This window comes from Acinetobacter sp. MD2, from assembly GCF_035615575.1.
Lineage (GTDB): Bacteria > Pseudomonadota > Gammaproteobacteria > Pseudomonadales > Moraxellaceae > Acinetobacter.
This window is the reverse complement of the sequence record NZ_VTDK01000003.1, coordinates 147355-171764: the sequence shown is the minus strand read 5'-3', so window position 1 is coordinate 171764 and position 24410 is coordinate 147355. Positions and strand designations below refer to the sequence as shown.

The 24410-nt window shown below is 39.8% G+C and carries 22 protein-coding genes and 2 tRNA genes; 9 read left to right on the top strand and 15 right to left on the bottom strand.

The genetic code is table 11. The features are described 5' to 3' along the window. Nucleotides 1–2 precede the first annotated feature (2 nt). On the bottom strand, nt 3–410 hold the full coding sequence (locus tag FXN70_RS05890; protein WP_324646540.1) for a GtrA family protein: 408 nt from the start codon (nt 408–410) through the stop codon (nt 3–5). Between the two features lie 28 nt (nt 411–438). Between FXN70_RS05890 and FXN70_RS05885 the strand changes: the two genes are divergently transcribed. Together FXN70_RS05885 and FXN70_RS05880 are read left to right on the top strand one after the other, a co-directional pair. Beyond that, a complete protein-coding gene (locus FXN70_RS05885; protein WP_324646539.1) occupies nt 439–1317 on the top strand; it encodes a decaprenyl-phosphate phosphoribosyltransferase in 879 nt (292 codons plus the stop codon). Between the two features lie 15 nt (nt 1318–1332). Then, the gene (locus FXN70_RS05880) at nt 1333–1749 is read left to right on the top strand and encodes a divergent PAP2 family protein (protein WP_324646538.1); all 417 of its coding nucleotides are present in this window, start codon (nt 1333–1335) and stop codon (nt 1747–1749) included. A gap of 67 nt (nt 1750–1816) precedes the next feature. On the opposite strand, the gene FXN70_RS05875 is transcribed toward FXN70_RS05880, so the two are convergent. From FXN70_RS05875 to FXN70_RS05865, 3 genes are all read right to left on the bottom strand, one after another. Next, nucleotides 1817–3481: a hypothetical protein gene (locus FXN70_RS05875; RefSeq protein WP_324646537.1), complete on the bottom strand. Its 1665-nt coding sequence runs from the start codon at nt 3479–3481 to the stop codon at nt 1817–1819. A gap of 38 nt (nt 3482–3519) precedes the next feature. Next, complete coding sequence (tfpZ, locus tag FXN70_RS05870; protein WP_324646536.1) at nt 3520–4257, bottom strand: TfpX/TfpZ family type IV pilin accessory protein; 738 nt, start codon at nt 4255–4257, stop codon at nt 3520–3522. Nucleotides 4258–4392: 135 nt separating this feature from the next. Next, entirely contained in the window at nt 4393–4914 is a 522-nt protein-coding gene (locus tag FXN70_RS05865) for a pilin (RefSeq protein WP_324646535.1), read from the bottom strand. Between the two features lie 428 nt (nt 4915–5342). Between FXN70_RS05865 and FXN70_RS05860 the strand changes: the two genes are divergently transcribed. From FXN70_RS05860 to FXN70_RS05830, 7 genes are all read left to right on the top strand, one after another. Continuing rightward, a complete protein-coding gene (locus tag FXN70_RS05860) occupies nt 5343–5810 on the top strand; it encodes a pilin (protein ID WP_324646534.1) in 468 nt (155 codons plus the stop codon). 532 nt (nt 5811–6342) lie between these two features. Then, a tRNA-Met gene (locus FXN70_RS05855) sits at nt 6343–6419 on the top strand. A gap of 77 nt (nt 6420–6496) precedes the next feature. Next, nucleotides 6497–6573 (top strand) — tRNA-Met (locus FXN70_RS05850). Between the two features lie 272 nt (nt 6574–6845). Further along, entirely contained in the window at nt 6846–7370 is a 525-nt protein-coding gene (rimP, locus tag FXN70_RS05845; protein ID WP_324646533.1) for a ribosome maturation factor RimP, read from the top strand. A 32-nt stretch (nt 7371–7402) separates the two neighbouring features. After that, nucleotides 7403–8887 carry a transcription termination factor NusA gene (gene nusA, locus FXN70_RS05840; protein WP_324646532.1) on the top strand — a complete coding sequence of 495 codons (1485 nt, stop codon included), beginning with the start codon at nt 7403–7405 and terminating at the stop codon, nt 8885–8887. A gap of 10 nt (nt 8888–8897) precedes the next feature. Further along, complete coding sequence (infB, locus tag FXN70_RS05835) at nt 8898–11606, top strand: translation initiation factor IF-2 (protein WP_324646531.1); 2709 nt, start codon at nt 8898–8900, stop codon at nt 11604–11606. Beyond that, nucleotides 11606–11998: a ribosome-binding factor A gene (locus tag FXN70_RS05830; RefSeq protein ID WP_324646530.1), complete on the top strand. Its 393-nt coding sequence runs from the start codon at nt 11606–11608 to the stop codon at nt 11996–11998. The genes infB and FXN70_RS05830 overlap by 1 nt, the downstream gene beginning before the upstream one ends. A 36-nt stretch (nt 11999–12034) precedes the next feature. Here the strand turns inward: FXN70_RS05830 and FXN70_RS05825 are convergent, their stop codons facing one another. From FXN70_RS05825 to FXN70_RS05775, 11 genes are all read right to left on the bottom strand, one after another. Continuing rightward, nucleotides 12035–12427, bottom strand: coding sequence for a Na+/H+ antiporter subunit G (locus FXN70_RS05825; protein ID WP_324646529.1), 393 nt, complete (start codon nt 12425–12427; stop codon nt 12035–12037). 9 nt (nt 12428–12436) lie between these two features. Next, nucleotides 12437–12712, bottom strand: a complete 276-nt coding sequence (locus FXN70_RS05820; RefSeq protein ID WP_324646528.1) for a monovalent cation/H+ antiporter subunit F — start codon at nt 12710–12712, stop codon at nt 12437–12439. Continuing rightward, nucleotides 12709–13230 (bottom strand): Na+/H+ antiporter subunit E, encoded by a 522-nt coding sequence (locus tag FXN70_RS05815; RefSeq protein ID WP_324646527.1) that lies wholly within the window; start codon nt 13228–13230, stop codon nt 12709–12711. The genes FXN70_RS05820 and FXN70_RS05815 overlap by 4 nt, the downstream gene beginning before the upstream one ends. Beyond that, a complete protein-coding gene (locus FXN70_RS05810) occupies nt 13231–15054 on the bottom strand; it encodes a monovalent cation/H+ antiporter subunit D (protein ID WP_324646526.1) in 1824 nt (607 codons plus the stop codon). Next, nucleotides 15051–15422, bottom strand: a complete 372-nt coding sequence (locus FXN70_RS05805) for a Na+/H+ antiporter subunit C (RefSeq protein WP_324646525.1) — start codon at nt 15420–15422, stop codon at nt 15051–15053. The genes FXN70_RS05810 and FXN70_RS05805 overlap by 4 nt, the downstream gene beginning before the upstream one ends. Nucleotides 15423–15425: 3 nt before the next feature. Next, the gene (locus tag FXN70_RS05800; RefSeq protein ID WP_324646524.1) at nt 15426–18254 is read right to left on the bottom strand and encodes a monovalent cation/H+ antiporter subunit A; all 2829 of its coding nucleotides are present in this window, start codon (nt 18252–18254) and stop codon (nt 15426–15428) included. Between the two features lie 290 nt (nt 18255–18544). Further along, on the bottom strand, nt 18545–20059 hold the full coding sequence (locus FXN70_RS05795) for a UvrD-helicase domain-containing protein (protein ID WP_324646523.1): 1515 nt from the start codon (nt 20057–20059) through the stop codon (nt 18545–18547). Nucleotides 20060–20067: 8 nt separating this feature from the next. Next, the gene (hisIE, locus tag FXN70_RS05790; RefSeq protein WP_324646522.1) at nt 20068–20853 is read right to left on the bottom strand and encodes a bifunctional phosphoribosyl-AMP cyclohydrolase/phosphoribosyl-ATP diphosphatase HisIE; all 786 of its coding nucleotides are present in this window, start codon (nt 20851–20853) and stop codon (nt 20068–20070) included. 102 nt (nt 20854–20955) lie between these two features. Further along, entirely contained in the window at nt 20956–22038 is a 1083-nt protein-coding gene (locus FXN70_RS05785; protein ID WP_324646521.1) for a patatin-like phospholipase family protein, read from the bottom strand. Between the two features lie 67 nt (nt 22039–22105). Next, entirely contained in the window at nt 22106–23725 is a 1620-nt protein-coding gene (locus tag FXN70_RS05780) for an ABC1 kinase family protein (RefSeq protein WP_324646520.1), read from the bottom strand. A gap of 12 nt (nt 23726–23737) precedes the next feature. Next, on the bottom strand, nt 23738–24400 hold the full coding sequence (locus FXN70_RS05775; protein ID WP_324646519.1) for a hypothetical protein: 663 nt from the start codon (nt 24398–24400) through the stop codon (nt 23738–23740). Nucleotides 24401–24410 lie beyond the last annotated feature (10 nt).

The following is a 24410-nucleotide window of genomic DNA, read 5'->3' as shown; positions in this document are numbered from 1 at the left end:
ATTTATACCACTTTGAATACATAGCGTTTATCTAAATAATATTTAAAAATGTAGCCAATCATTAGACCTAAGATACCACCTAAATAGCGCATTTCTTTTGTTTCAAAAATATAATGAAATCCAAATTCGAAACCCCAAAAAATAAAAGTGGTAAGAATTCCCATAACAGTATACAGGAAAAAGATATGTCGATTATGTCCAACATTTTTTGTTTTATATTGAAAAATATATTTTTTATCTAAAATATATTTGACGACAAGCCCAAAGCCTGTACCAATGATGATTGAAATTAAGATTGAAAAATCACCAGAGTACAAATAACTACAAACATATTGTGTTAAGATGTTACATAGCGTAGCAACGATAGCAAAGGCCATGTAGAGCATTGCCAGTCTAAACGAATCAATCATTTTAAATTGTAATAGTGTTGTAAATTAAATGTATGATATAGCACAAAAAAGAACATTTCTAGGGGAAGTCAAAGGGCTGATTAGGTTGGTCAGGCCAAAGCAATGGGTCAAAAATGGTTTTGTTTTTGCGCCTTTGATTTTTGCGAGTAAGTTTTTATACCTTGACTCCATTTACTCTACATTGTTAGCAGCATTTTTATTTTGCTTGGCTGCATCTGCTGTCTATATAGTAAACGATCTTAAAGATATAGAAAAAGATCGTCTACATTCAGAAAAGTCTAAGAAGAGACCCTTAGCTTCTGGCCAAGTTAGCTCTCAAAGTGCAATTATTTTATTGATATTACTCTATATTGTGCTTATCAGTTTTTGGGGCATAATCCCAAACGTCATTTATGTAATTTTCATTTATTTAGCTTTAAATTGGGCTTATACATTCAAATTAAAACATGAACCTGTCATCGAAATTTTTATTGTGGCTTTTGGTTTTGTACTACGAGTTTATGCGGGTGCAATGGCGCTTACTGTCTATGTTTCTGATTGGATGTTTATTACAACTCTCAGTATTTCATTGTATTTAGCTTCAATAAAAAGGCGTCAAGAATTATTACAAGGTGGGTCACAAAGTCGAGGAGTTCTTGCCTATTATTCAGTAACTTTAATCGATCGCTTTGCTGAAATGTCAGCCGTTACAGCCGTGGTCTTTTATAGTCTTTATGTTATGGAGGTTCAGCCAAAGTTGGTTATTACTGTCCCCTTAGTCATTTTTGGCTTGTTCCGATATTGGTATATAGTTGAAACTTTAAAAGGTGGTGAATCTCCAACAGACGTGATTATTCAAGATAAACAAGTATTACTGACTATATTACTCTGGGTGGGATGTTGTATTTGGGTTTTACTTCCAACCTAATGTTTAGGGTTTCGTATGAATTATTATATTTATTTAATCACTCCATTTGTCGCATGGTTGATCTGTGGAATAACAAAGTTTGTAGTAAATTGTTTAAAGGAAAGACGATTAGCTTTTGATTTAATTGGTTATGGGGGAATGCCGAGTAACCATAGTACTATTGTTAGCAGTATGGCTAGTTTGATTGCTTTCAAAGAAGGTATAGATACTCCCGTTTTTGGTTCTGCCTTAACATTTGCATTTATAGTGATACTAGACGCAAGCAGTTTACGTAAACAAATTGGTAAGCATGCTCAAGCAATTAATCAACTTAAAAACTATCATAATATGAAATTGAGAGAGCGTATAGGACATAGCCGGGCAGAAATATTAGTGGGAATTTTTCTGGGAGTCGGAATTGGTTTTCTATTAAGTGAGTACATCCTTATTTAGTAAGTTTTTATAATGAAGCTACACCTTGTTTATATTTTTTACTTGCATAAACAAGGTGTAGCTAATTTTATCTTTTTTTATCTAGCACTTGACTCCACTCAATTACATCATATTGATCATGCCCATATTCCTTTGCTAGGTTAAGAGCTTTACTAGCATTCTTGTAGTCATGATTTATGTAATAAAAAGCTTGAGATAATTGTATAAGACATGAAATATAGGCTCTTTTAAGTGTGATTTTTTTAACATTATTTTCTTTACTGATATTACTTGGAAAAATATTAATAAGTTTTTCTAAAAAAATTACTGAGTTTGGATCATTTTTTCTAATTAAATACTCTGCATATAGTTGATTTATCATTAGGTCAATATCGCCATTATTATTCAAGTTCTCTGTTGGCTCATTTTTTATATTTTTAAACTCTTTATCTAAAATATCTAGTCTATTCAGTCTAATTAATTCATGAAAATACAGCTCCTTAGCAAAAGAATTTGGATATTTGTTGTATTGCCAAAACCATAAGGTTAAGTCATCTTTCCACATGGGAAGCGTTGTCTTAATTGTAAAGATGCTAATTGAAATATATATAGATATAATTAATAAAATAAGTGATGGTTTTAATAGCTTAAAAAATTTAATTAAAATAAATGAAATGAAAAAAAATAATGGAAAATACATGTAACGATCAGCAATTGTATTTTGAGCTAAAAACAATGTTACAAAAATTTGCGTGAATAATGAGATTGAAATTATAAATAAAATAAATAATTTACTTGTACTGTCATTATTTTTAATTAGATTGTAGAGATAATAAAAAGTTAGTGTTAATGAGATAATAGGATAGAGATACCAAGTAAGACTATGTGTTAAATCCTTCATTTGTGGATGTACTGGTCCAATATTTGAGAATGGGTTTAATAAAATAAATATATATTCAGTTGTAATGTAAAAACCATACCAAATTTTATTAAAAAAACCATTGTTAATGTATTTGAATTCATCGGATTGAATTATAGTATGATCCAGTGATAATGATCTTATCAAAAAATAAACAAAAAATATAGTTAATAAGAATGCTATCTCTTTGGAATGGTTTTTTATATTTTCAAATATCTCCTTAATCGAGATGTTTTTCTTGTTGAATGAGATTGCTGTTAGGTAAATAGGGATTAAGAGTACTGCTGATTCCTTTGATAATAAAGCCATAAAGAAAGAAATACCACCTAGAATTATTTTATTTTTATTTTCCCCTAATAGAGTAATTAAAGTTAAGAAGCTAAAAGTTGTTGCTAATAAATCAAATCGTCCTGCAATCCACGTAATTGTTTCTATTTGTATTGGATGTAATGCAAAAACAGAGGCTGTTATAAAAGGTATTGCAACTAAGTTTTTATCATTATCCTGAGTTAGGATCTCAGAAAGTCTATAAGCAAGAAGAATATTAATCAAATGTATAATTAAATTATCTAGATGCATATATACTGGATTAAGTCCAAAGATTTTTATTTCTAAAATATATGTTAGAAAAACTAAAGGTCTAAAGTATGATGCATTTGGTAAGACTGTATGAGAAATGGTTTTCCAACTTAGAACTGCATTTTTAATATTTTCTCTTTCCTGAAAAAAAATATTATCATCCCATACATAGCCGTTATTTAGAACTTGCATGTAAGTAAATATTGTTAATATTAATAAAAAAAGCAACATACCACACTTGGTTTTTTTCGACATTTTAAAACTGGATATCATACAGTGTTTACCTAATAAAATTACTTCCAAGGCTTTAAGTTTACAATAGAAATAATAGTTAATGAATCTTTGTTTATTAACACAACACCATCATTAATTGATGACTCTAAAGGTAACCATGAATCAGCCTTTGGATAGGTAGAAATTATCTCTTTTATTTTATTTTTTGGGTTATAGTTCTCTAAACATTTTATTGGCAAAGCTGCATGTTGAATATCTTTTTTAATGTTCTCTATATTAATATATCTATGGGGTTGTTTTGCTACCGTCATGCCATTTATTGCATTAAAAATATCACTTAATCTCTGCTGTTTATTTTTTGAAAGTTGAATTGCAACATATTTGGGTCCTAGCCAATTTTTTTCTTTATACTCTGGTTTTATTTCAATATTTTTATTTTCAATAACTTCATTTGCCCGAACTAATTCAAAGCGATCTACACTAAATACAATCCATACGGGTCTAACCTTGGCAATAGTATATACGCCATATATTAATCCCATCATTTGAAGGCTGAAAATTATAATTAAGTCTATTAAAAGTTTCTTTCTATCTTTTTTGTATATTACTAAAATTAAAATAGGGCCTAAAATAATATTTACTAGAAACATTATTAATAATATATGATTTAATTCGAGTATTTTATTAAGTGGATATGGATACCAAATAAAATTAACAGTAATCATAGTAATGAAAAACATGAAAGTTGATATAAGTAAATATTTAAGGAATATATTCATCCTACTATATGCCTTCATATACTATATCCTTCATATATTCGTATTTTCACACAATGCGCTTTTTTTGGTAGAGTTAGTGATATTATCAGTTTTACCATGTTAATTAGAAAAAAACGCCCAGCATAAGTGGACGTTTTCTATTATAACTAAACTTTATTTACATTCAGCAGGAACATATTTAGCTGGCATAGAACCAGTTCCTGCAGTAGCAAATCGTCCTTTAGCTGTTGCATTACTTGCAGAAGAACAAACCCAATCAATAGTACCACCAACTGTCGCAGATGCTAGGGCAGTCGAACCAATGAAAGGTGTAAGGACTAGTGTCTGATTTGAAGCATCTTCTGGTAAGCCAGATGTGCTTTTGTTTGCAACCGTTGCAGATGTGATCGTAATAATACCTGTTGTACTTGCAATACTTACAGAACTTACATATTTAGAAGACACACTCTCTCCTGATAACTGAGTTGCAGCGGCTGTCACTCCCGTCATACCATTGCTTTGATAACCTTCTGCTACAGCTGTTTTAGCTGTGGCGCCAGCACTTAATAATTCTGTAACTTTTGCACGTACTGTATAGTTCTGATAAGCAGGAATCGCAATCGCAGCTAAAATACCAATAATTGCCACAACTATCATAAGCTCGATGAGCGTAAAGCCCTGTTGAACTTTTTTCATAGAATTTCTCCAAATTTTAAAAAATGTAATTTTATGTATAATCTTGATTATACATTTATTTCATATTGATAGAAGCAGGAATTATGCCAGTTTTAATAAACAAAATAAAATCATATATTTAAATTTGTTTTTCATAAATTTGAATTTTTATGAGTACCTTAAGTGTCACAAATTGACAAATTTTGTCACTTTTTTTTATTGCTTGAATCGAATTTAGTGAGTCTTACCTGAATTATAGAAAAGCATTTAATAGAAAGCTTCTAATTTAAGCTCTATATTTTAGCATTTATTGAAATATGGACATAATTAAAATATTTGTCCATTTAAAGTTATGTCCATATGGACAAAGTGGCTCTTTAAGGAAAGCTTGATTCTATAAGGGTTTGGTGTTTGTCCATATGAATCTATTTATGGAATGAATTGAATTGATGATCGTGGTTGCGATTATCGGTATTTTGGCAGCGATTGCAATTCCGCAATATCAAAACTATGTAGGTCGCTCTAATGTTGCAGCAGCAGTACAAACGGTTGCAGCAAACAAAACAGGTGTTGAATCTTTTGTTATGGAGAATGGTGCATTTCCTGATGGTACTACAGCAGCAGCAGAAGCAAAAGGTACGGCAGGACAAGAAGGTTATGTTGCAGCTGTTACTGGGCAAACTCCTGCCGCTTTGGGTATTGTAACGCCAACATTCGGTACAATTGCTTTACAAAAAGGTACTAATGGTGCTGGTAATATTGTTTTAACTTTTACTACGGGTAATCCAGGTATTAAAGATAAACATGTTCAATGGCATCGCGATGCTAACGGTACATGGACTTGTGAGTCGGATGTTGATGAGAAGTTTGTTGGCAAATCGTGTGTTTATAAAGCGACAGTAACAGCTGCAAGCTGATAAAATTAAAAAAAAGCGCATCTTCTGATGCGCTTTTTTTTGGAAAAAGCTAAATAACACATCTAAATTTGTCTTTTTGGTATTTTAATTGGAGTCATATTAGGTAGAAATGATACAGTATTTAAAAAGATAAAACCCGAACCAAGGTTCGGGTTTAATATCTTGAAGGGTACATCCATTTTATCCATGTTGGGTCAAATCCGTGACACCATCAGCTTCATCCATGTAGAACAAATCCTTTGTTCATCTCCATTTGCTGATGAAGCTATATTAAAACTGAACAAGCAAAGGAAGTAGTCGTTAAAAGCAATATATAATGTAAGAAATAGCGTACATCACAGGTCTAAATATGTGCAAATTGAACAAATTGATACTGAAAATAAGTAAAATTGTGCGAAAATTGAGTGATTGATCTATAAATGCAACAAAAGTAATAAAACATCTTGCGTATAGATTCACCTTTCTATACAATGCGCCCATCGGTTAAGGTCGATAGTAAAACTTACTTTACACCAGAAAGTTAAGTTGTTGTTGCGGGATGGAGCAGTCTGGTAGCTCGTCGGGCTCATAACCCGAAGGTCGTTGGTTCAAATCCAGCTCCCGCTACCAATTCAATAAAGTATGCAACTTTATTGAACTAAAAATTGAATTTCGTATAATTTTTAGTTAAAATATTGCATCGTTAATGCGGGATGGAGCAGTCTGGTAGCTCGTCGGGCTCATAACCCGAAGGTCGTTGGTTCAAATCCAGCTCCCGCTACCAAGATTTAGTGTGGCAAATATGAAACAACAATTATTCATATTAAACGTTTTAGAGTTTTCTAATTCAGCTACCAAAATTCGTTAAAAGGCTCACAAACAGGTGGGCCTTTTTGCACAGTGGGCTTTGAAATACTGTGCAGAATTGGGGCGATTACGCCCTTTTTTATTGGCTGTTCGTGTAGTGTAGACATCAATTGGTCAAATAGACGTGCTTCACTACAAAGGTTATCGGTTTAGACCGATTGTTGTATTGCACAAAAATGACGAGAGTACATGAAACTATCAAATAAAACCCAAGCCTTACAAGACTTAATCGCCCCTGCTGTAGCAGCATGCGAGGTTAATCTTTGGGGTATCGAATTTTTACCACAAGGCAAACGTTCTTTATTGCGTATTTATATCGACAAAGCAGTAGATGCCAATGCCGCACCTGTTGTGAATGAAGATGGCGAAGAAGAGCTTGGTCGTGGTGTTGGCGTACAAGACTGTGTACGTGTAACGCAACAAGTGGGCGCAATGCTCGATGTACATGACCCAATTTCGGGTGAGTATGCATTAGAAGTGTCTTCGCCAGGTTGGGATCGTCCTTTCTTTGAATTGTCACAAATGCCTGATTATATTGGGCATCAAGTGGCGCTGCGTTTAATTAGTGCGGTTGATAATCGTCGTAAGTTTCAGGCGAAATTGGTTGCGGTAGATTTAGAAGCAGAAACCATTCAGGTCGAAGTAGAAAAGCAACAAGTACTTGAAATCGATAGTCATAATATCGACAAGGCAAATCTGGTTTATCAAGACTAAATCATTAATAAAATCTGAAATATAGGTGACTTATGGGTCGTGAGATTCTTACCGTTGCAGAAACGGTTAGTAATGAAAAGGGTGTGAGCCGCGAAGCCATCTTCCAAGCACTTGAGCAAGCACTTGTTGCCGCAACGCGCAAAAAATATTACGAAGGTACGCATGCTGAAGAAGCAGCGTTACGCGTTGAAATTGACCGTAAAACAGGTGATTACCGTACTTTCCGTCAATGGGAAGTGGTTGCAGATGAAGACCATGAAATGCCAGCATGTCAAGATGCGATTTCTGATGTTGATCCTGCAAAGTGGTCGATTGGCGATATTCGTGAGCTTGAAGTTGAGTCGATTGAGTTTGGTCGTATTGCTGCACAAATTGCCAAACAAGTGATTGTTCAAAAAATCCGTGAAGCTGAACGTGCATTAATTGCCGATGCTTATGCCTCTAAAGTAGGTGAGTTAGTTTACGGTGAAGTGAAAAAGCAAACCAAAGACGGCTTTATTATTGACTTAGGTGATAATGCTGAAGCGTATTTGTCGCGTGATGAAACCATTCCAAAAGAAATGTTGCGTCCAAAACAACGCATGAATGCGATTTTGTTTGAAGTAAACCGTGAAGGTCGTGGCGCACAATTATTGTTGTCTCGTGCAAAACCTGACATGCTGATTGCGTTGATGAAAAAAGAAATTCCAGAAATTTCTGAAGAAATCATCGAAATTAAAGCAGCCGCACGTCAACCTGGCGTTCGTGCTAAAATTGCTGTGAAAACCAACGATCATCGTATTGACCCTGTGGGTGCATGTATTGGTATGCGTGGTACACGTATCCAAGCAGTACAGCAAGAGTTAAATGGTGAGCGTATTGATGTTGTGGTGTGGTCTGACGATCCTGCACAGTACATCGCAAGTGCGCTTGAGCCTGCAGATGTGTCAGGTATTGTGATTGATGAAGATGCCAACACGGCAGATATTATTTTCGCAACTAGCGATCAATTGGCACGTGCGATTGGTTCACAAGGGCAAAACGTTCGTTTAGCGTCTGAATTAACAGGCTTTAAATTGAATATGATGCTTGAAGATGAATATCGTGCGCGTCAACAAAATGAAGCGCAGCAATATTTAGACATGTTTGTAACACGTCTTGATATTGAAGAAGATTTAGCGATGGCGCTTGTAGAAATGGGCTTTACTTCTTTAGAAGAAATTGCTTACGTTCCTGCTGAAACATTCAATGAAATTGAATTGGATGATGACGTTGTTGTAATGTTGCAAGGCCGTGCCAAAGAAGCAGCACTTGCAGATGCGTTAATACAGCAAGAAAATGTACAAGAGCCAAGCGCAGAATTATTAAATATGGCAGGTATGACGCATGAACTTGCGTATGCACTTGCTAGCCGCGGTGTGGTGACAATTGACGATTTAGCAGACCAAGCGACTGACGATCTTTTAGAGATTGACGGTGTGACTGCCGAAGCTGCGGGTCAACTCATTATGAAAGCACGCGAATCATGGTTTAACTAGGAGGTAAACAATGACGGATAAGTCGATTAAAGAACTGGCAGAAACGGTTGGGCGTCCCGTCGAGAAGCTCCTAGAGCAAATTCGTGATGCAGGGCTTCCTCAACATCACGCCGATGATATGCTTACTACAGAACAGCAAGATGCTTTAGTGAACCATTTGAAGAAAATTCATGGTCAAGAAAGCAGCAATGCAGGAAAAATCACGTTGAAACGTAAAACAACCAGTACCGCAAAAGTTGCAAGTACCTCAGGTAAAGCAAAAACGATTAATGTAGAAGTACGTAAGAAGCATACTTTTACCAAGCCAAATCCAGAGCAGATTGCCGCTGAAGCAAAAGCGCGTCAAGAAGCTGAGCAAAAAACACGTCCTCAAACTGCGGCAAAACCAGCAGCTGAGCAACCACGTGTAGAAGTTGAAAATAAAGCACAAGCAGCGTTAGATGCAATGCGTGCAGCGCAGCAAAAAGAGACTGCAAAAACTACAACATCTACAACAGGTGTTGTTGTTAAACGTAAGTCAACCAATAAGCCAATTAAGCCTGTAAATGTAAAACAGGTTGAAACGGCTGAACAACGTAAAGCACGTGAAGCTGAATCTGCAAAACTTAAAGCTGTGGAAGAAACTGCACGTCGTAAAGCGGCTGAAGAAGCGCAGCAACGTACGCTTGAACAAATGCGTAAAATGGCATCAAAATATTCAAATGATGATGCAACCACAACAATTCGCGTGATTGATGATTCACCTTTAGCGGCAGGCCTTGTAGGTCAAGCTTATGAAGATTCTTTCAACAAAGAAGACCGTGAAATCAAACGTGGTGGCGCTACAGCGAACCCACGTGCGGGCAAAAAAGGCGGTCGTGGTGGCGATCAATCTGAGCAAAACTTCAGTAAGAACCATCATAAACGTGGTTTGAAAACTAGCCAAGCTAACAAACATGGTTTTGAAAAACCTGTTAAAAAACAAATTTATGATGTTGAAATTGGCGAGAAAATTATTGTTGCCGATTTAGCCGCGAAAATGGCGATTAAAGTACGCGAAGTAATTAAATCGCTCATGAAAATGGGTGAATTGGTTACACAAAACCAAGCCATTGACCAAGATACTGCGGTACTTGTAGTTGAAGAAATGGGCCATAATCCAGTTCTAGTATCGGATACGCAAGCTGAAGATAACTTACTTGAAGCTGCTGAAGAAGCACGTGGTGCGCAAACTACACGTGCGCCAGTCGTTACTATTATGGGTCACGTTGACCATGGTAAAACTTCGTTACTTGACCGTATTCGTCGTGCAAAAGTGGCACAAGGCGAAGCAGGCGGTATTACGCAGCACATTGGTGCATATCATGTCGAAACTGACAAAGGCATTATTACCTTCCTTGACACACCGGGACACGCAGCATTTACAGCAATGCGTTCACGTGGTGCAAAAGCGACGGATATCGTGGTATTGGTTGTTGCAGCAGATGATGGTGTAATGCCACAAACTGCCGAAGCAATTGACCATGCACGTGCAGCGGGTACGCCAATTATTGTTGCTATTAACAAAATGGATAAAGAATCTGCTGATCCAGATCGCGTACTGAATGAATTAACCACCAAAGAAATCGTACCTGAGCAATGGGGCGGTGACGTTCCTGTAGCAATGGTGTCTGCACATTCTGGTGCGGGTATTGATGATCTTCTTGACTTAATTTCGATTCAAGCAGAATTGTTAGAATTGAAAGCGTCTGAAGAAGGTGCTGCACAAGGTGTTGTAATTGAAGCACGTGTAGACAACAGCCGTGGTGCGGTAACGTCAATTCTGGTACAAAACGGTACATTAAACGTAGGTGACTTGGTTCTTGCAGGTTCATCTTACGGTCGTGTTCGTGCGATGACAGATGAAAATGGTAAACGTATTCAGTCGGCAGGTCCTTCTATTCCGGTTGAAATTTTAGGTTTACCTGAAGCGCCAATGGCGGGTGACGAAGTTCTTGTTGTAAACGATGAGAAAAAAGCCCGTGAAGTTGCTGATGCACGTACTGATCGCGAGCGTCAAAAACGTCTTGAGCGTCAATCTGCAATGCGTCTTGAAAACTTGATGGCATCAATGGGCAAAAAAGATGTGCCGATTGTTAATGTGGTCTTGAAAACTGACGTACGTGGTACTTTAGAAGCCTTGCACGTGGCATTAGCTGACCTTGCAACTGACGAAGTAAAAGTTCGTATTATTGGTTCAGGCGTGGGTGCAATCACTGAGTCTGATGTAACACTTGCTGAATCTTCAGAAGCAGTTTTACTTGGCTTTAACGTTCGTGCCGATAACACGGCACGTCAAAAAGCCGATCAAGATGGTATCGACATTCGTTACTACTCTGTGATTTATCAATTAATTGATGACGTAAAAGCAGCAATGAGCGGTAAACTTGCACCAGAACATCGTGAGACAATTCTAGGTGTTGCACAAGTGCGTGAAGTGTTCCATTCAAGTAAGTTTGGTGCAGCTGCAGGCTGTATGGTTCTTGAAGGTGTTTTACATCGTAACAAACCAATTCGTGTATTACGTGATGACGTGGTAATTTTCCAAGGTGAACTTGAATCTTTACGTCGTTATAAAGAAGTGGTTGAAGAAGTACGTGCGGGTATGGAATGTGGTCTTGCGGTGAAAGGCTATAAAGACATCAAAGCGCTTGATAAGATCGAAGTGTACGATGTACAAATTGTGAAACGGAGTCTTTAATGGCGGGTAGTCAACGTCTAAAGCGTATGGCAGATACAGTTCAGCGCGAGTTGTCTGAACTGATTCGTCAAGAGCTGAAAGATCCACGCTTAGGTGGTCTTGTGACCATCTCTGCAGTGAAAGTTAGCCCAGATTTAGGCTATGCCGAAGTGTATGTGACCGTGATGGGACGTGAACTTGGCGATGAGCAAAGTGAAGCGGCAAATAAAGAAACCTTAGATGTGTTAAATAAAGCATCTGGTTTTTTACGCCATGAACTGAGCCGTCGGATTAAGACGCGTATTACACCACGTTTACGTTTCCACTACGACAAAACCAATGCTTATGGCAACTATATGTTTGGCTTAATTGCCGAAGCAGTTAAAGATTTGCCAGAGTCAAAAGACGAATAATAAAAAAGCCACCTTCGGGTGGCTTTTTTATGGGTCTTATTTTTCTTTTCTGTGGTTAAAGTCTTCTCTAAAACGATAACGGTTCCACGGTAAAGGACGCTCAATACTTTCTGGTACTTCACCACTTAACGAGCGTAATTTTAAATGTAAGGCGGCTTGTGCCATTAAATTTGCCGAAACAGGTGCTGTCACAAATGCAAGAATAGTCAAAAGCAGTTCAGCAAAACCATAGCGGCTATGAAAAGCCCAAAAAATCATAGCGGCAATCAGAAAACTACCTAAGCCAAGTGTGCTGGCTTTTGTAGGGGCATGTAGTCGGGTAAATAAGTCGGGTAGGCGTACCATGCCAATTCCACCAACCAACACGAAAAAGCTACCAATCAACAGAAAAAAAGAGACCAATAGTTCCATAATCAATTGTTGCTGCATGAGAATCTCCTAATCAATTACATGCCCCGTGGTAAAGTAACGTGCCAATGCCATGGTGGAAATAAATCCAAGCATAATAATCAGCAATGCTGCTTCAAATAAATGCGTTGAAGTCCAGTAAATGCCAAGTACAATCAAAAAACAGGTGCTATTTAGAAAAAGGGTGTCGAGTGCTAACAAGCGATCGACAATAGAGGGGCCGAACACCAAACGTATTAAACATAAAAACATTGAAATGCTCATGCTAAATAAACAGATTCCAAGTACATACGGCAAGATGATCATTGTGGGTCCTCCGCAGTGACGTGGAAAATTTGCATGAGTGCAGTTTCATAGCGTTGTTTGATCAATTGAATGTCGGCATCGGTATCATGCGTGCTGAGAGCATGAACCAAAATATCACGTCGATCTTGGTCGATTCCTGCACTGACTGTTCCGGGCGTCGTGGTAATAATCATCGCTAACAGTGAATTGACTTGTTCATGTTGCGTTTCTAAGGGAACACGAAACCATTGTGGATTTAAGTTTTTTTGTGGTCCAAGGACTAATTTTGCAACCACAAAATTAGAGATAAAAATATCCCACAGCACAACAAAAAACAGCCGTATTGCACTTAACCAATCAATATTAGGCGTTCGTGTGATAAAGCGGCGCAGCAGCTTGGGAATGGTGAAAGCCAATACAACTGCAATGAAGACATCGCTTGCGGCAGTGCTGTGCGACAGCATGAGCCAACTCATTCCAGTAATTATGGAAACAAAAGGGTGTGGAAAAACGATTTTCATCCAATTTCGTTTTGACATTTAATGCCCCTCCACCGTACTGAGTTTAAGTTGTGACGCTGTTTGGTTTGGTGTTGACTGAGGTAATGCTTGTTGCTGTTCGTGAATTTGTTGCCATTTATATTCAGAGATATGAGGCCCATTTAATGTTTTTGGGGCAATTAAGCTTGGAATAAAATGTGCATTTGGGTCAAGATTTTCACCACTATATTTGGTTTCGGGTACATAACTGTTGTCGAAAGGTTCGACGCTAATATAGTTGCCATGACGGTCGGTTTTTAGAATACGTTGTTGATAGTGAGTTTGGTCGGCAAGTTGTGTGGCGGTTGCCGTGAGGTAGCTGTGAATAGGGGCTGCAAAAATTACCAATAAGATTAAACTGGTTAAAAAGGTGTAAATCACCACATTGTTACGTGCAGGCGCGCGGTTGGGTAGGGCTAAATAATTTTGATATTCAATGTTATCGCATTGTTCCGGTGGATTACTTGCTTGCCAGAATAAAATAAATCCTGCACGAACAAATGCCAAAATACTAAGCAAACTCACCAAAAGAACAAGGATGATAATCCAGAGCGCATGTGGATGATTGAGGCTGGCTTGTAAAATTAAGACTTTGCCAATAAAACCACTAAAAGGCGGTAAACCCGCCATAATCAGTGCAACCATGAAAAAACATAAGCTTAGTAAGGTATGTTGTTTCATGCGTGGCGAAATTTTTAAGTGGTCTTTAAATTCGCCACGTTGTGCTGTAATCCAACCACAAAGGAGGTAACATGCAGCGCCAATTAAAGTACTATGAAACAGATAATACAGTGCACCTGTCCATGCTTGAGGTTGATGTAAGCCAAGCCCAATACAGATGGTACCGAGCGAGGATAAAATCATAAAGCCAACAAAACGGCGGAAACGAATGGCACCTAAAGCACCAATCACACCATAAAGAGATGATGCACAGCCAAGAATGAGCAGTAAATTAAATAAAAATGGATCTTGGTTGGGAAAAAATAGTAACGAGTTGACCCTTAAAATGGCATATAAGCCAACTTTAGTCATAATGGTAAAAAGTGCAGCAATGGGAGTGCTGGCAATTGCATAGGTTTTTGGAAGCCAAAAACCCAGTGGTAACAGTGCAGCTTTAATTGCAAAAACAAGAAAGAGTAAATAACTGCCCAGTATGGCAAGTTGACGTTGGTCGGGGCTTAATGTTGGCAGTAGGCGTGCAACATCGGTCATATTTAAGCTGCCAACACTGCTGTAAATTAAACCTAATCCAAGTAAGAAAAATGCACTGGCAAGTAAATTGATGCTGACATAATGCACTCCAATTTGAAAGCGTGCTTTACCTTGCCCGTAAATGAGCAGTACATAGGATGACATTAACAAAATTTCGAAAAATACAAATAAGTTAAATAAGTCACCTGTTAAAAATGCACCGCATAGTCCCATCAATAAAAATTGAAACAATGCATGGAAATAACGACCGCGTAAATCCCAGTCTTTGCTGGCATACCACAGTAAGGGCAGTGCTAAAACATAGGTCAAAACCAACATAAAAGCGGATAGTCGATCTAATACCAACACAATGCCAAAAGGTGCTGTCCATTCACTAAGTTGATAAATGCTGATTTGGCCTTGGCTTGCAAGGTGAAGATAGCTAATGGCTGTGGCAAAACCCAATACGGTTGCAGTTAAGCTAATGGCACGTCGCCAAGGTTGTCGCCAATCTTGAGCTAAAATGTCACCACCAGGATTGCCCAGTAATAACAAAAAAAAGCCCGTAAATGCAGGAATTAAAATACTAAAAATAGGGCTATGTTGTTGCCAAAAATCAAATACAAGGCTCATTGGACTTTATCCTCGCTTGGGTCATTGGCAAGTTCGGTAATTTCTTTTGAGTCGACATGGTCACTGCCCGATTCATAACGGCTACGCAGTGCCAGTTGCACCATAAAAGCTGTGGTAGCAAAACCAATCACAATTGCGGTCAGTACCAATGCTTGTGGCAATGGGTCGGTAATGTGGGTGGCTTCGGTTAAAATGGCAGGTGCATTGACTTTAATACTGCCAGTTGAAAATAAAAATAAATTGACGGCATAGCCAATCATCATTAATCCCAACACCACAGGAAATGTCCGTGCACGCAGTAATAAATACACCCCACTTGCAACCAAAAGACCAATGCCTGAAGCAATGAGTAATTCTAAACTAATCATGGGTTACTCCTTGGGTACAGGACCAGACATGGTCGAGTGGCGTGCATCGCCTAAAACTGAGATCATCAACATGGTGGCACCAACAACGGTCAGATAGACGCCTAAGTCGAAAAGTGCTGCCGATGCCCAATGTAGTTTTCCAAGTACAGGTAAATAAACATAAATATGTGCACTAGTAAGAAATGGGCGTGACCATATCCACGCCAAAATACCTGTGATGCCTGCAATACTTAGGCCTGAACCAATCCAAATTTCATATAACCGTCCTGACTTTGCTTTGAGCAATTGTTCGGTATAGTCTTGCCCAAGCGCGATATATTGCATAATCAATGCCATTGCTGTGATTAAACCTGCAATAAAGCCTCCGCCTGGATAATTGTGTCCACGCATAAAAATATATAGGCTGACCACAAGAGCAATTGGCAATACCCACGATGCAGTGGTGCGTACCAAAAGTGGAGAAGGGTTGAAGCGATAGGTCAGTCCTTGGGTAATGGATGTGCCATGAATCCGCATGCCATCCATCAAACATAAAGTGCCAATTGCGGCGATGCCAAGCACAGTAATTTCACCAAAGGTATCGAAGCCACGGAAGTCGACTAAGATAACGTTGACGATATTGGAACCACCACCTAAAGGCAGCGATTGTTGAGCAAAGAACCATGAAATAGATTGATGCTCGCGGGTGAGCATGAGCCAGCTGATCCAACCCATTCCACCGCCTGCAACAATTGCAATACATGCATCGCGCCAACGTTGACTGATGGTCGATTCGTAAGGGGTGAGCTGTGGCAGCAACGACAAGCTCATGAGCAAGAGAACGGTGGTGACCACATCGACGGTAATCTGGGTTAAGGCTAAATCGGGTGCAGACAAGCTTACAAAAATTAGTGATATGACCAAGCCAATCGCACCACTAATGAGTACGGCTTTAATCCGTTCGTGATGAAACCAGAGCATCATCCAACAGGCACTAAACAGCAGTAACCACAGTATAATAGCAATCCATGGCGCATGGGTTGGGATGCGACTACCTGCACCGATAAATGGCGCGGAAATAAAAGGAATGGTGCTTAAAATAATACTAAAACTGATAATCCACAGTAAGTAGTGTTGTAATTTTCCTGTTTCTGTAACAAGTTTGAGATTTCGACTATAGAGCGTAAGTTTGGTAAGGGCGATTTCAAAAATGACTTTGCCTTGAAACTTTCCAAAAACTTGTTCTAAATGAATATGGCGAATTAAGCCATCGCGTGCCAAGACAAAATAAAGACTTAATCCACCTACAAGTGCTGCAATGCTCATCATTAGTGGTAAATTAAAGCCATGCCAAAAGGCCAAGTGTTCGCCTACAAAGTCGAAATTTTGAGTGCTAGCAATGGTTGTCGCATTGACAATCTTCTCTGCAAAAAAAGCAGGAAAAATACCAACTAGAATACAGAACACCGCAAGTAACGTTGCAGGCAAGCGCATGCCAAGCGCTGGCTCATGTGCATTTGGGTTGGGAATTTCTTGCCCTAAAGCACCATCAAAAAACACGCCATGCACCAAACGCACGGAATAAGCGACAGCAAATACGCCTGATGCGGTGGCCACTAAAATTGCAAAAATAAGTGGATAACCCGAAAGCTGATGTAACAGTTGGGTAAAAAACATTTCTTTAGAAATAAAGCCATTGGTGAGTGGCACACCTGCCATTGCAGCAGCGGTGATCATGGTTAAGGTACCTGTAAACGGCAACAATTGCCAAATGCCTTTGAGTTTTTTTAGGCTACGGGTTTCTGTCTCATGGTCAATAATGCCTGCAATCATAAACAATGCAGCTTTAAAAGTAGCATGGTTGATAATATGGAAAATTGCCGCAGCAACGGCAAGTGGAGAACCTAAGCCAAGCAATGCCATAATCAAGCCTAAATGGCTAATGGTAGAGTAGGCAAGTAAACCTTTTAAGTCTTCTTTAAAAATAGCAAAAAATGCCCCAAGACATAGGGTGATTAAACCAATTGTGGTCACCAGTTGATGAAACAGTACAACCCCTGCAAAAATAGGCAGTAAGCGTGCGACTAAAAAAATCCCAGCTTTAACCATGGTCGCCGAATGTAAATAGGCCGAAACAGGGGTAGGTGCCGCCATGGCATTGGGTAGCCAAAAATGGAATGGAAACTGCGCACTTTTGGTAAAAGCACCCACCAATATCATCAGCATGGCAGGAATAAATAAGGGCTGTTGTTGTAAATGGCTGCCAAGAGTTAACAGTTGGTCAATTTGATAACTTCCTGCAATATGCCCGAGCAATAAAAAACCACCGAGCATGCTTAAACCGCCCATGCCTGTAATGGTGAGTGCCATGCGTGAACCGCGTTGGGCTGCATCGTAATGACTCCAATAGCCCACCAATAAAAAAGATGAAATACTGGTCAGCTCCCAAAAGCTGAGTAAAATAATCAGGTTGTTAGATAGGGAGATACCTAACATGGCAGACATAAATAATAACAGCAGCAGGTAGAGCTTACTGAGCGAGTTTTTTTGACTTAAATAAAAATAGGCATATATAAAAATCAGCGTGCCGATACCGCTAATCAGCAATCCAAATAACCAAGCTAAGGCATCAAGTCGGAAGCTTAGGTCTATCCCAATTTGAGGGATCCATGACCACGTTTGGATGGGGGTTTGACCTGCTAAAATGGGTGCTGACTGACTCAGCAATAAACCAAAGCAAGTAAGACTAATACTGACCGCAACCCCAAGGCTAAGTTTGCGCGGCGCATGCCATAAGCATGAAATTAAGCCAGTACCTAAAAGCAGAGGTAACAGTATGATAATTGCTAGCACACATATATCCTGAGTTAGGTTAGGGATGATCCCTAAATGTTATATTTCTTTTAAAATTTACAGGATGTCAAAGAGCAATCCAAAAATTCAAATTTTAAAAGCCGACGTTGAGTAGAAAGGAAAATCAAAGATGTATAGATCGGCAGAATGCTGTAGCCGTATTTTGATTATACAATAAGTCTTCAATCCTGCTAGGCTTTTTACATTGTGTAGCAAGACGCGAACATGGTCTATTTTTATTCACATTTTAATAGAAAATAATGGGTGATCTGTGTGAATAACGGGCGTGATTATTCCACTTTATGAGAACTTGGGTCTGCACGTAATGATGCAGGCATTTTAATTTTAAGTTGTTGCACTAAATCATAAATATGATGGATATTTAAACTGCTTTTGGCACGGGTTGCCGCGACATACAGTAAACGGAGTTCTTCGTCACTAATTTTATGTTCATGTGGATTAACCTTAAACTGGTAATCATCTTCTAAATGCACCCGTTCCCATTCTAAGCCTTTGGCTTTATGTGCGGTAGAAATGACATAGTCGGCTTCGGCAATGGGCGTAATTTTGTCTAAGGCCTTTTTAAGCGGACTTGTGCCATGATCATCGACTAATTTAACCAACGGTTTAATGTCGCTACCTTCGTGGGTTTCGCAATATTCATGCACGTCGTGCCACGAATTAAACCATGCCAATTCAGGTACATCGGTGACACGCTTGCCTTGTTTTAACATGCTTGCAGCATCAATAAATTTGCTAATACGGGCATGGTCGGCTTGTAGGCTGACCTTATCGCCATTTACTAAACCAGAAAGTAATAATTCCATCGCACGGGCGTTGGTTCTGCACAAAATGGCATCGCGTTTTTTAGTGTGTGGTTTGTTATACACACTCGATTTTTGTGCAGGATTGCCATGCAGTGGCACGGTCTCATTTAGCCCACCAAGTAAAGCATTGGCAACCTCTGCAATTTCATCGCCAAAACGAAAAGACGTGGTTAAACGTGATTCGGGTAAGGGGAGTTTTTGCATGGCATTGACTGCCCCACGCCATGCGTAAATTTGTTGATGTGCATCGCCCACATAAATGACTTGGGTTTGTTGTTGTTTGAGTAAAATACCAAGCATGAGTGGGTCGGCATCTTGTGCTTCATCAAATAACACATAATCGGCGGGAATATAAGGTTCTGACAGTGCCCAGAGTTTTAAGTAAATATCGTGTCCAATCCCTGCTTGATGCTGAGGATTGATAGAGTCGAGCCAACGCCGTTCTAGGGCTGGGTACAAATGCTGTTGTAGTGCAGTAATATCATCATTATGCAACCAACTTGGCGCTTGAATATGCCGTGGTGCAGGGTACTGCGAATTGGTCGAGCAATAATAGCCGACGGCATTCACCACAATACTGGCGAGTCGGCTTGGCAACAGCGTGTATTTTTCATAACGTCCGCCCATTAAACGACGCAGGGTGATCGGCTCTAGTCGATATTCTTTGGCCACAAAACTTGGGCTTAAACGCGGTAGTCGTAGTTTGTCGGTGATTTCACGTGGAACACTGCGGTAAGCCAGTGAGTGAAAGGTACGGCTGTCGATATTGCGATGAAATTTTTGCTGTGCTTCACTGGCAATGGCTTTGTTAAATGCCAAATACATGCCACGCCGTTCGGGCATGGCATCGCTAATCATTTGTAAAGTTGTGGTTTTACCTGTGCCTGCATATGCCACCACTTTAAACGATTGCCCTAAACGGGCATTATCGATGGCAACGGATTGTTCGTAGGTGGCGTGTAGCAGTGGTTTTTGCATAAATAAACTTAATGTTGGCGATTGGCTTTTTCAACCAATCCAGATAAACCTTGACGGCGTGCCAATTCATTCAGCACCAATTGTGGGTCGAGGTCGAAAAAGCCGAGCAGCATAATACTATGGAACCATAAATCTGCCACTTCATAAATGAAATCATTTTTGTTGTCTTCAGATGCATCGTGCGCAAAATCTTTGGCTGCCAAAATAGTTTCTAGGCTTTCTTCCCCGACTTTTTCTGCAATTTTATTTAAGCCTTTGGCATAAAGTTTTGCCACATACGAGCTTTCAGGGTCGGCTTGTTTGCGCTCTGCCATCATTTTGCCTAAGTAGGTCAGTACATCGACTTGTTCAGCCTGTGCATTTGAAGCATTCATGGCTAAAGTATGTGGATTGGTCGAGGTTGCATGTCCATAAATTTGGTTTGGATCTTTAAGCTGTGCATCGACAATTTCCCAACCATTTGCCGTCAATTTGCGATAAAAACATGACTCACGTCCTGTATGACAAGCAATACCACCGTGTTGTTCAATGTGTAGGGTAATCACGTCGGCATCGCAATCTAAACGGATTTCATGCACAGTTTGAAAATGCCCAGATTCTTCGCCTTTGTGCCACAATTTTTGGCGTGAACGTGAATAATACACCGCTTGGTTTTTTTCTGTGGTCAGTTGCAAGGCTTCGCGGTTCATCCACGCGACCATTAAAATACGCCCAGTGTGATGATGCTGAGCAATCGCAGGCACTAAGCCTTGTTCGTTAAATTTTACTTCATCGAGCCATTGCAGATTGTTCATATCATTTCACCAAATGGGTTAAGTCTAAAAATACAGGCGTGCTTTTAAGCACGCTTTAGTGTACGGCATTGTCGCCATTTTCCATACACAATATTATATCGATTAAAAATCTTGCAGATATTCGGCAAAATTCTGTTTTTCAACCATTTCTAAAAACTCATCCCCCAAGCGCTGACTTTCAGCCACCGATTGTGTCCACATTTGGATGCGGGTTTTATCATCTAAACCTTTGAGCACAAAGTCTTTACGGTCGGGTAAACGTCCTAACGGTAACGATTGTAAATAACTGCTTGAAGGTGAGATCAGTAAAGTACGCGCTTGATGATTTGGATTGGCTTTGCGTGACTTAAACATTTTATCGAACCAGCCTGGAGTAATGCTGTCGCTAAAATGAGGATATAAAACAATGCCTTGACTTTGAAAGGGCAGGTCAATGTGATAATCAATTAATCCGCCATCACGATACGCACCTTGCGGTGCATTGCTGATATTTTTCACCGCAGGGGTGACGCTTGGAATTGACCCAGAAGCCATTAACCAGTCCCGCACATTGTTTTGGTTAAAGTTCAGATAATGGGTTTTAAAAGCATCTGTTGCAATATTAAATTGTGTGAAATTAGCAGGTTGTACAATCACGCGTTGCATAAAATGACTGAGGTGATCGCGTGACAGGGTATTGGCTGCGACAATGCCAACAAGCGCGCCGTACAATGCCAATTTATGATCACTTTGGAATATTTTTTCTGCTTTGGCCGCAATAATGGTGAGGTGATAATCGGGGTGGTCGATTAAATTTTGCGTGCCTTGTCCTAAAATGTTGGCCAACATCTCACGAGAAATCAGTTCGATGTCTTGGATGGTCATTTTGTTATGAAAAGGTAAATGAATATATTGTTCAGCTAAAACTTCCGAGCCACGTTTTGCACCTTGGGCAATCATGCCTGCAAAACGCCAAGCACCGACGGATGAACCAACTAAGAAGCGTCGTTTGGGTGCTTGTGGTAAAAAATCGGCAAAAATGGCTTGGTCTAAGCCCATCAAGCCAATCCCTTTCGGGCCGCCTGCCGCACCGGGAATGATATCTACATCAGATGCATTTAAACCGTGTTGTTGCAGATGTTGTTTGGCTAAATGACCAGCACGAAAATTGAGTGCAGGAGGATGCTTTTTTAAGATATAGGTCATAGTGGTCAGAACTTATTTTTAGAAAAATATACTGAAGATGCGGCGTAGCTCACTACGCCGCTATCCTTTATTTCATCACACGCAATAGTGCGATTAAGCTTGCACATATAATTAAAGGTGCTGCGACATACCACGGTGAAATGACTGCAATGCTGAGCAAAATGGCTAAGAGACTGCCAAAAATCCAACTGCGGCGTTGTTGCTGCTGCATTTGCAAGCGCAAATGTTGAATTTCTTTGAGTTGTTTGTCTTGCCAAGCCGATTGGTTTTTTAACCCATTTAAACTGTCGACAATTAAGCTTGGAATGTCCTGTGCGCCTAGCAACAAATCTGGAATCTGTTGACCTAATTCTTTGATATTTTTTACAGGATTCATGTTGGTTTTGACCCACTCGGTCAAAATTGGTTTTGCCAGTTTCCAAATATCCAGTTGTGGATAGAGGTCTGTACCTAAGCCTTCAACATGCACCAAAGTTTTCAGCAGCAGCATGAGCTGTGGTGGAATTTCTAAATGGAAACGTCGTGCAATGTCCATCACTTGCAATAAAATACCTGCAAAATCGAGTTGGTCCATCGGTTTTGACACCATTGGCCCTACGGTTCGGCGCATTTCTCGTGCAAGACTATCTTGATCTGTCCCCGGTGGAATCCATCCTGCTTGATGCACAATTTGAATCAATTGCAGGAAGTTATTGTTCATGACTGCAAGTAGCATCCGCGCTACCGTCATTTGGTCACTTTTAGATAACTCGCCCATAATGGCGCAGTCAAGTGCAATATAGCGCGGCTGACTTGGATTTAAAGTTTCGACAAAGACATTGCCAGGATGCATATCGGCATGGAAAAAGTTGTCGCGGAACACTTGGGTAAAGAAAATGGTCAAGCCTTTTTCAGCCAAATCTGCCCGATCCATATCTAAGCGATCAAACGTTGCGGTGTCAGAAATAGGGACGCCTGTAATGCGTTCTGCCACCATAACATCGGTACTGTCCATATACACATCAGGCACATACATCATGCTTGAGCCAGTAAAATGATGTCGCATACGGCGGGTGTTATCGGCTTCTAGGGTTAAATCAAGCTCGTTTAAAATGGTTTGGCGATAATTCTGAATAATTTCCGACAAATGTAGCGCACGAGCAGCTTCTAGGCGATTTTCAAGAAAATGTCCAAGCCACGTGAGAATTTCAAAGTCTTGAATAATTTGCGCACGAATATTGGGGCGGGTGACTTTCACCACCACCTCTTTCCCATCATGCAGGGCGGCGGTATGCACTTGTGCAATTGATGCAGCCGCAAGCGGTTGTTCATCAAAACGTGAGAACAAACTGTTTATGTCGGCTTTTAGCGATTGTTGAATTCGCATTTTTGCAACATCGCTGTCAAACGGTTTGACCCGATCTTGTAACAGTGTCAGTTGTTCTAAAATTTCAGGTGCAATTAAATCACGACGGGTAGACAGCAATTGTCCCAACTTAATTGCCAAAGGTCCCATATCTTCTAAAGCTTGCTTGAGCTTTAAAGGATTTTTACGTTCACGACTCGACCACGCCGCAGGATGCAGGTGAATGAGTTTAAGTAAGGGGCGAGCTTTAATTGGCACATCTTCCGCAGCGACCAACGTGTCGAGTCTATAGTGCGCAGCAATGCGCCAAAGTTCGAGTAAACGGGAAATGTGCGGAATCATTAAAGCAGTCACCTAAGTTTGATTGGGAGAAATGTGTTTTTGTAGGGCTTGAATCCGCGCATTGAGGCGGTCAAGGTTTTGCTGAAATTGTCGGGTTTGTTGTTGGATGTGATCCATCTGCCAACGTGGAGCGAGCAGTTGGCTGTCTTCTTTTAACGCATCTTCAGCAAAAAATAATTTGCTTTGTAAGCTGCGTTTAATTAGCTGTGGCAGTTGTTGAATTTTGCCGACTTCATGGGCAGCGGTACTGCCAATCCACGGTGTAAGATGTGCAGCAATGTCAGGTTCTAACTGCTGTATTAGCTGCTGAATGTTTTGCAACAGGCGATAATCGCCCGAAAGCGAAATATTGCCCACCTGTTTGGCAGACATTAATTTCGCCAATTCCACCATATTTTTAACCCGTAAAGTCGCAGTTGCTTCCTCGACTTGTTGCTGTGCATCAAATGGGCGTTGTTCAAAAATAGAGGCTTGCTCAGCTTGACCTGTGGCCGTCGGCTCTAGGCGAATCCGATCGACATCAAAAAATACATCGACCGATAATTGAGGCGTGTCAATACACACGCGCAGCAATTTCCCCTGTAATTGGTTCAATTGCTGACGGGTAATAGCATCTAAATCAATCGTTTGATTAATCAGGCGCTCGGCTGCGCCTAAAGCAAGAATCGACCACATTGGCGTGCCT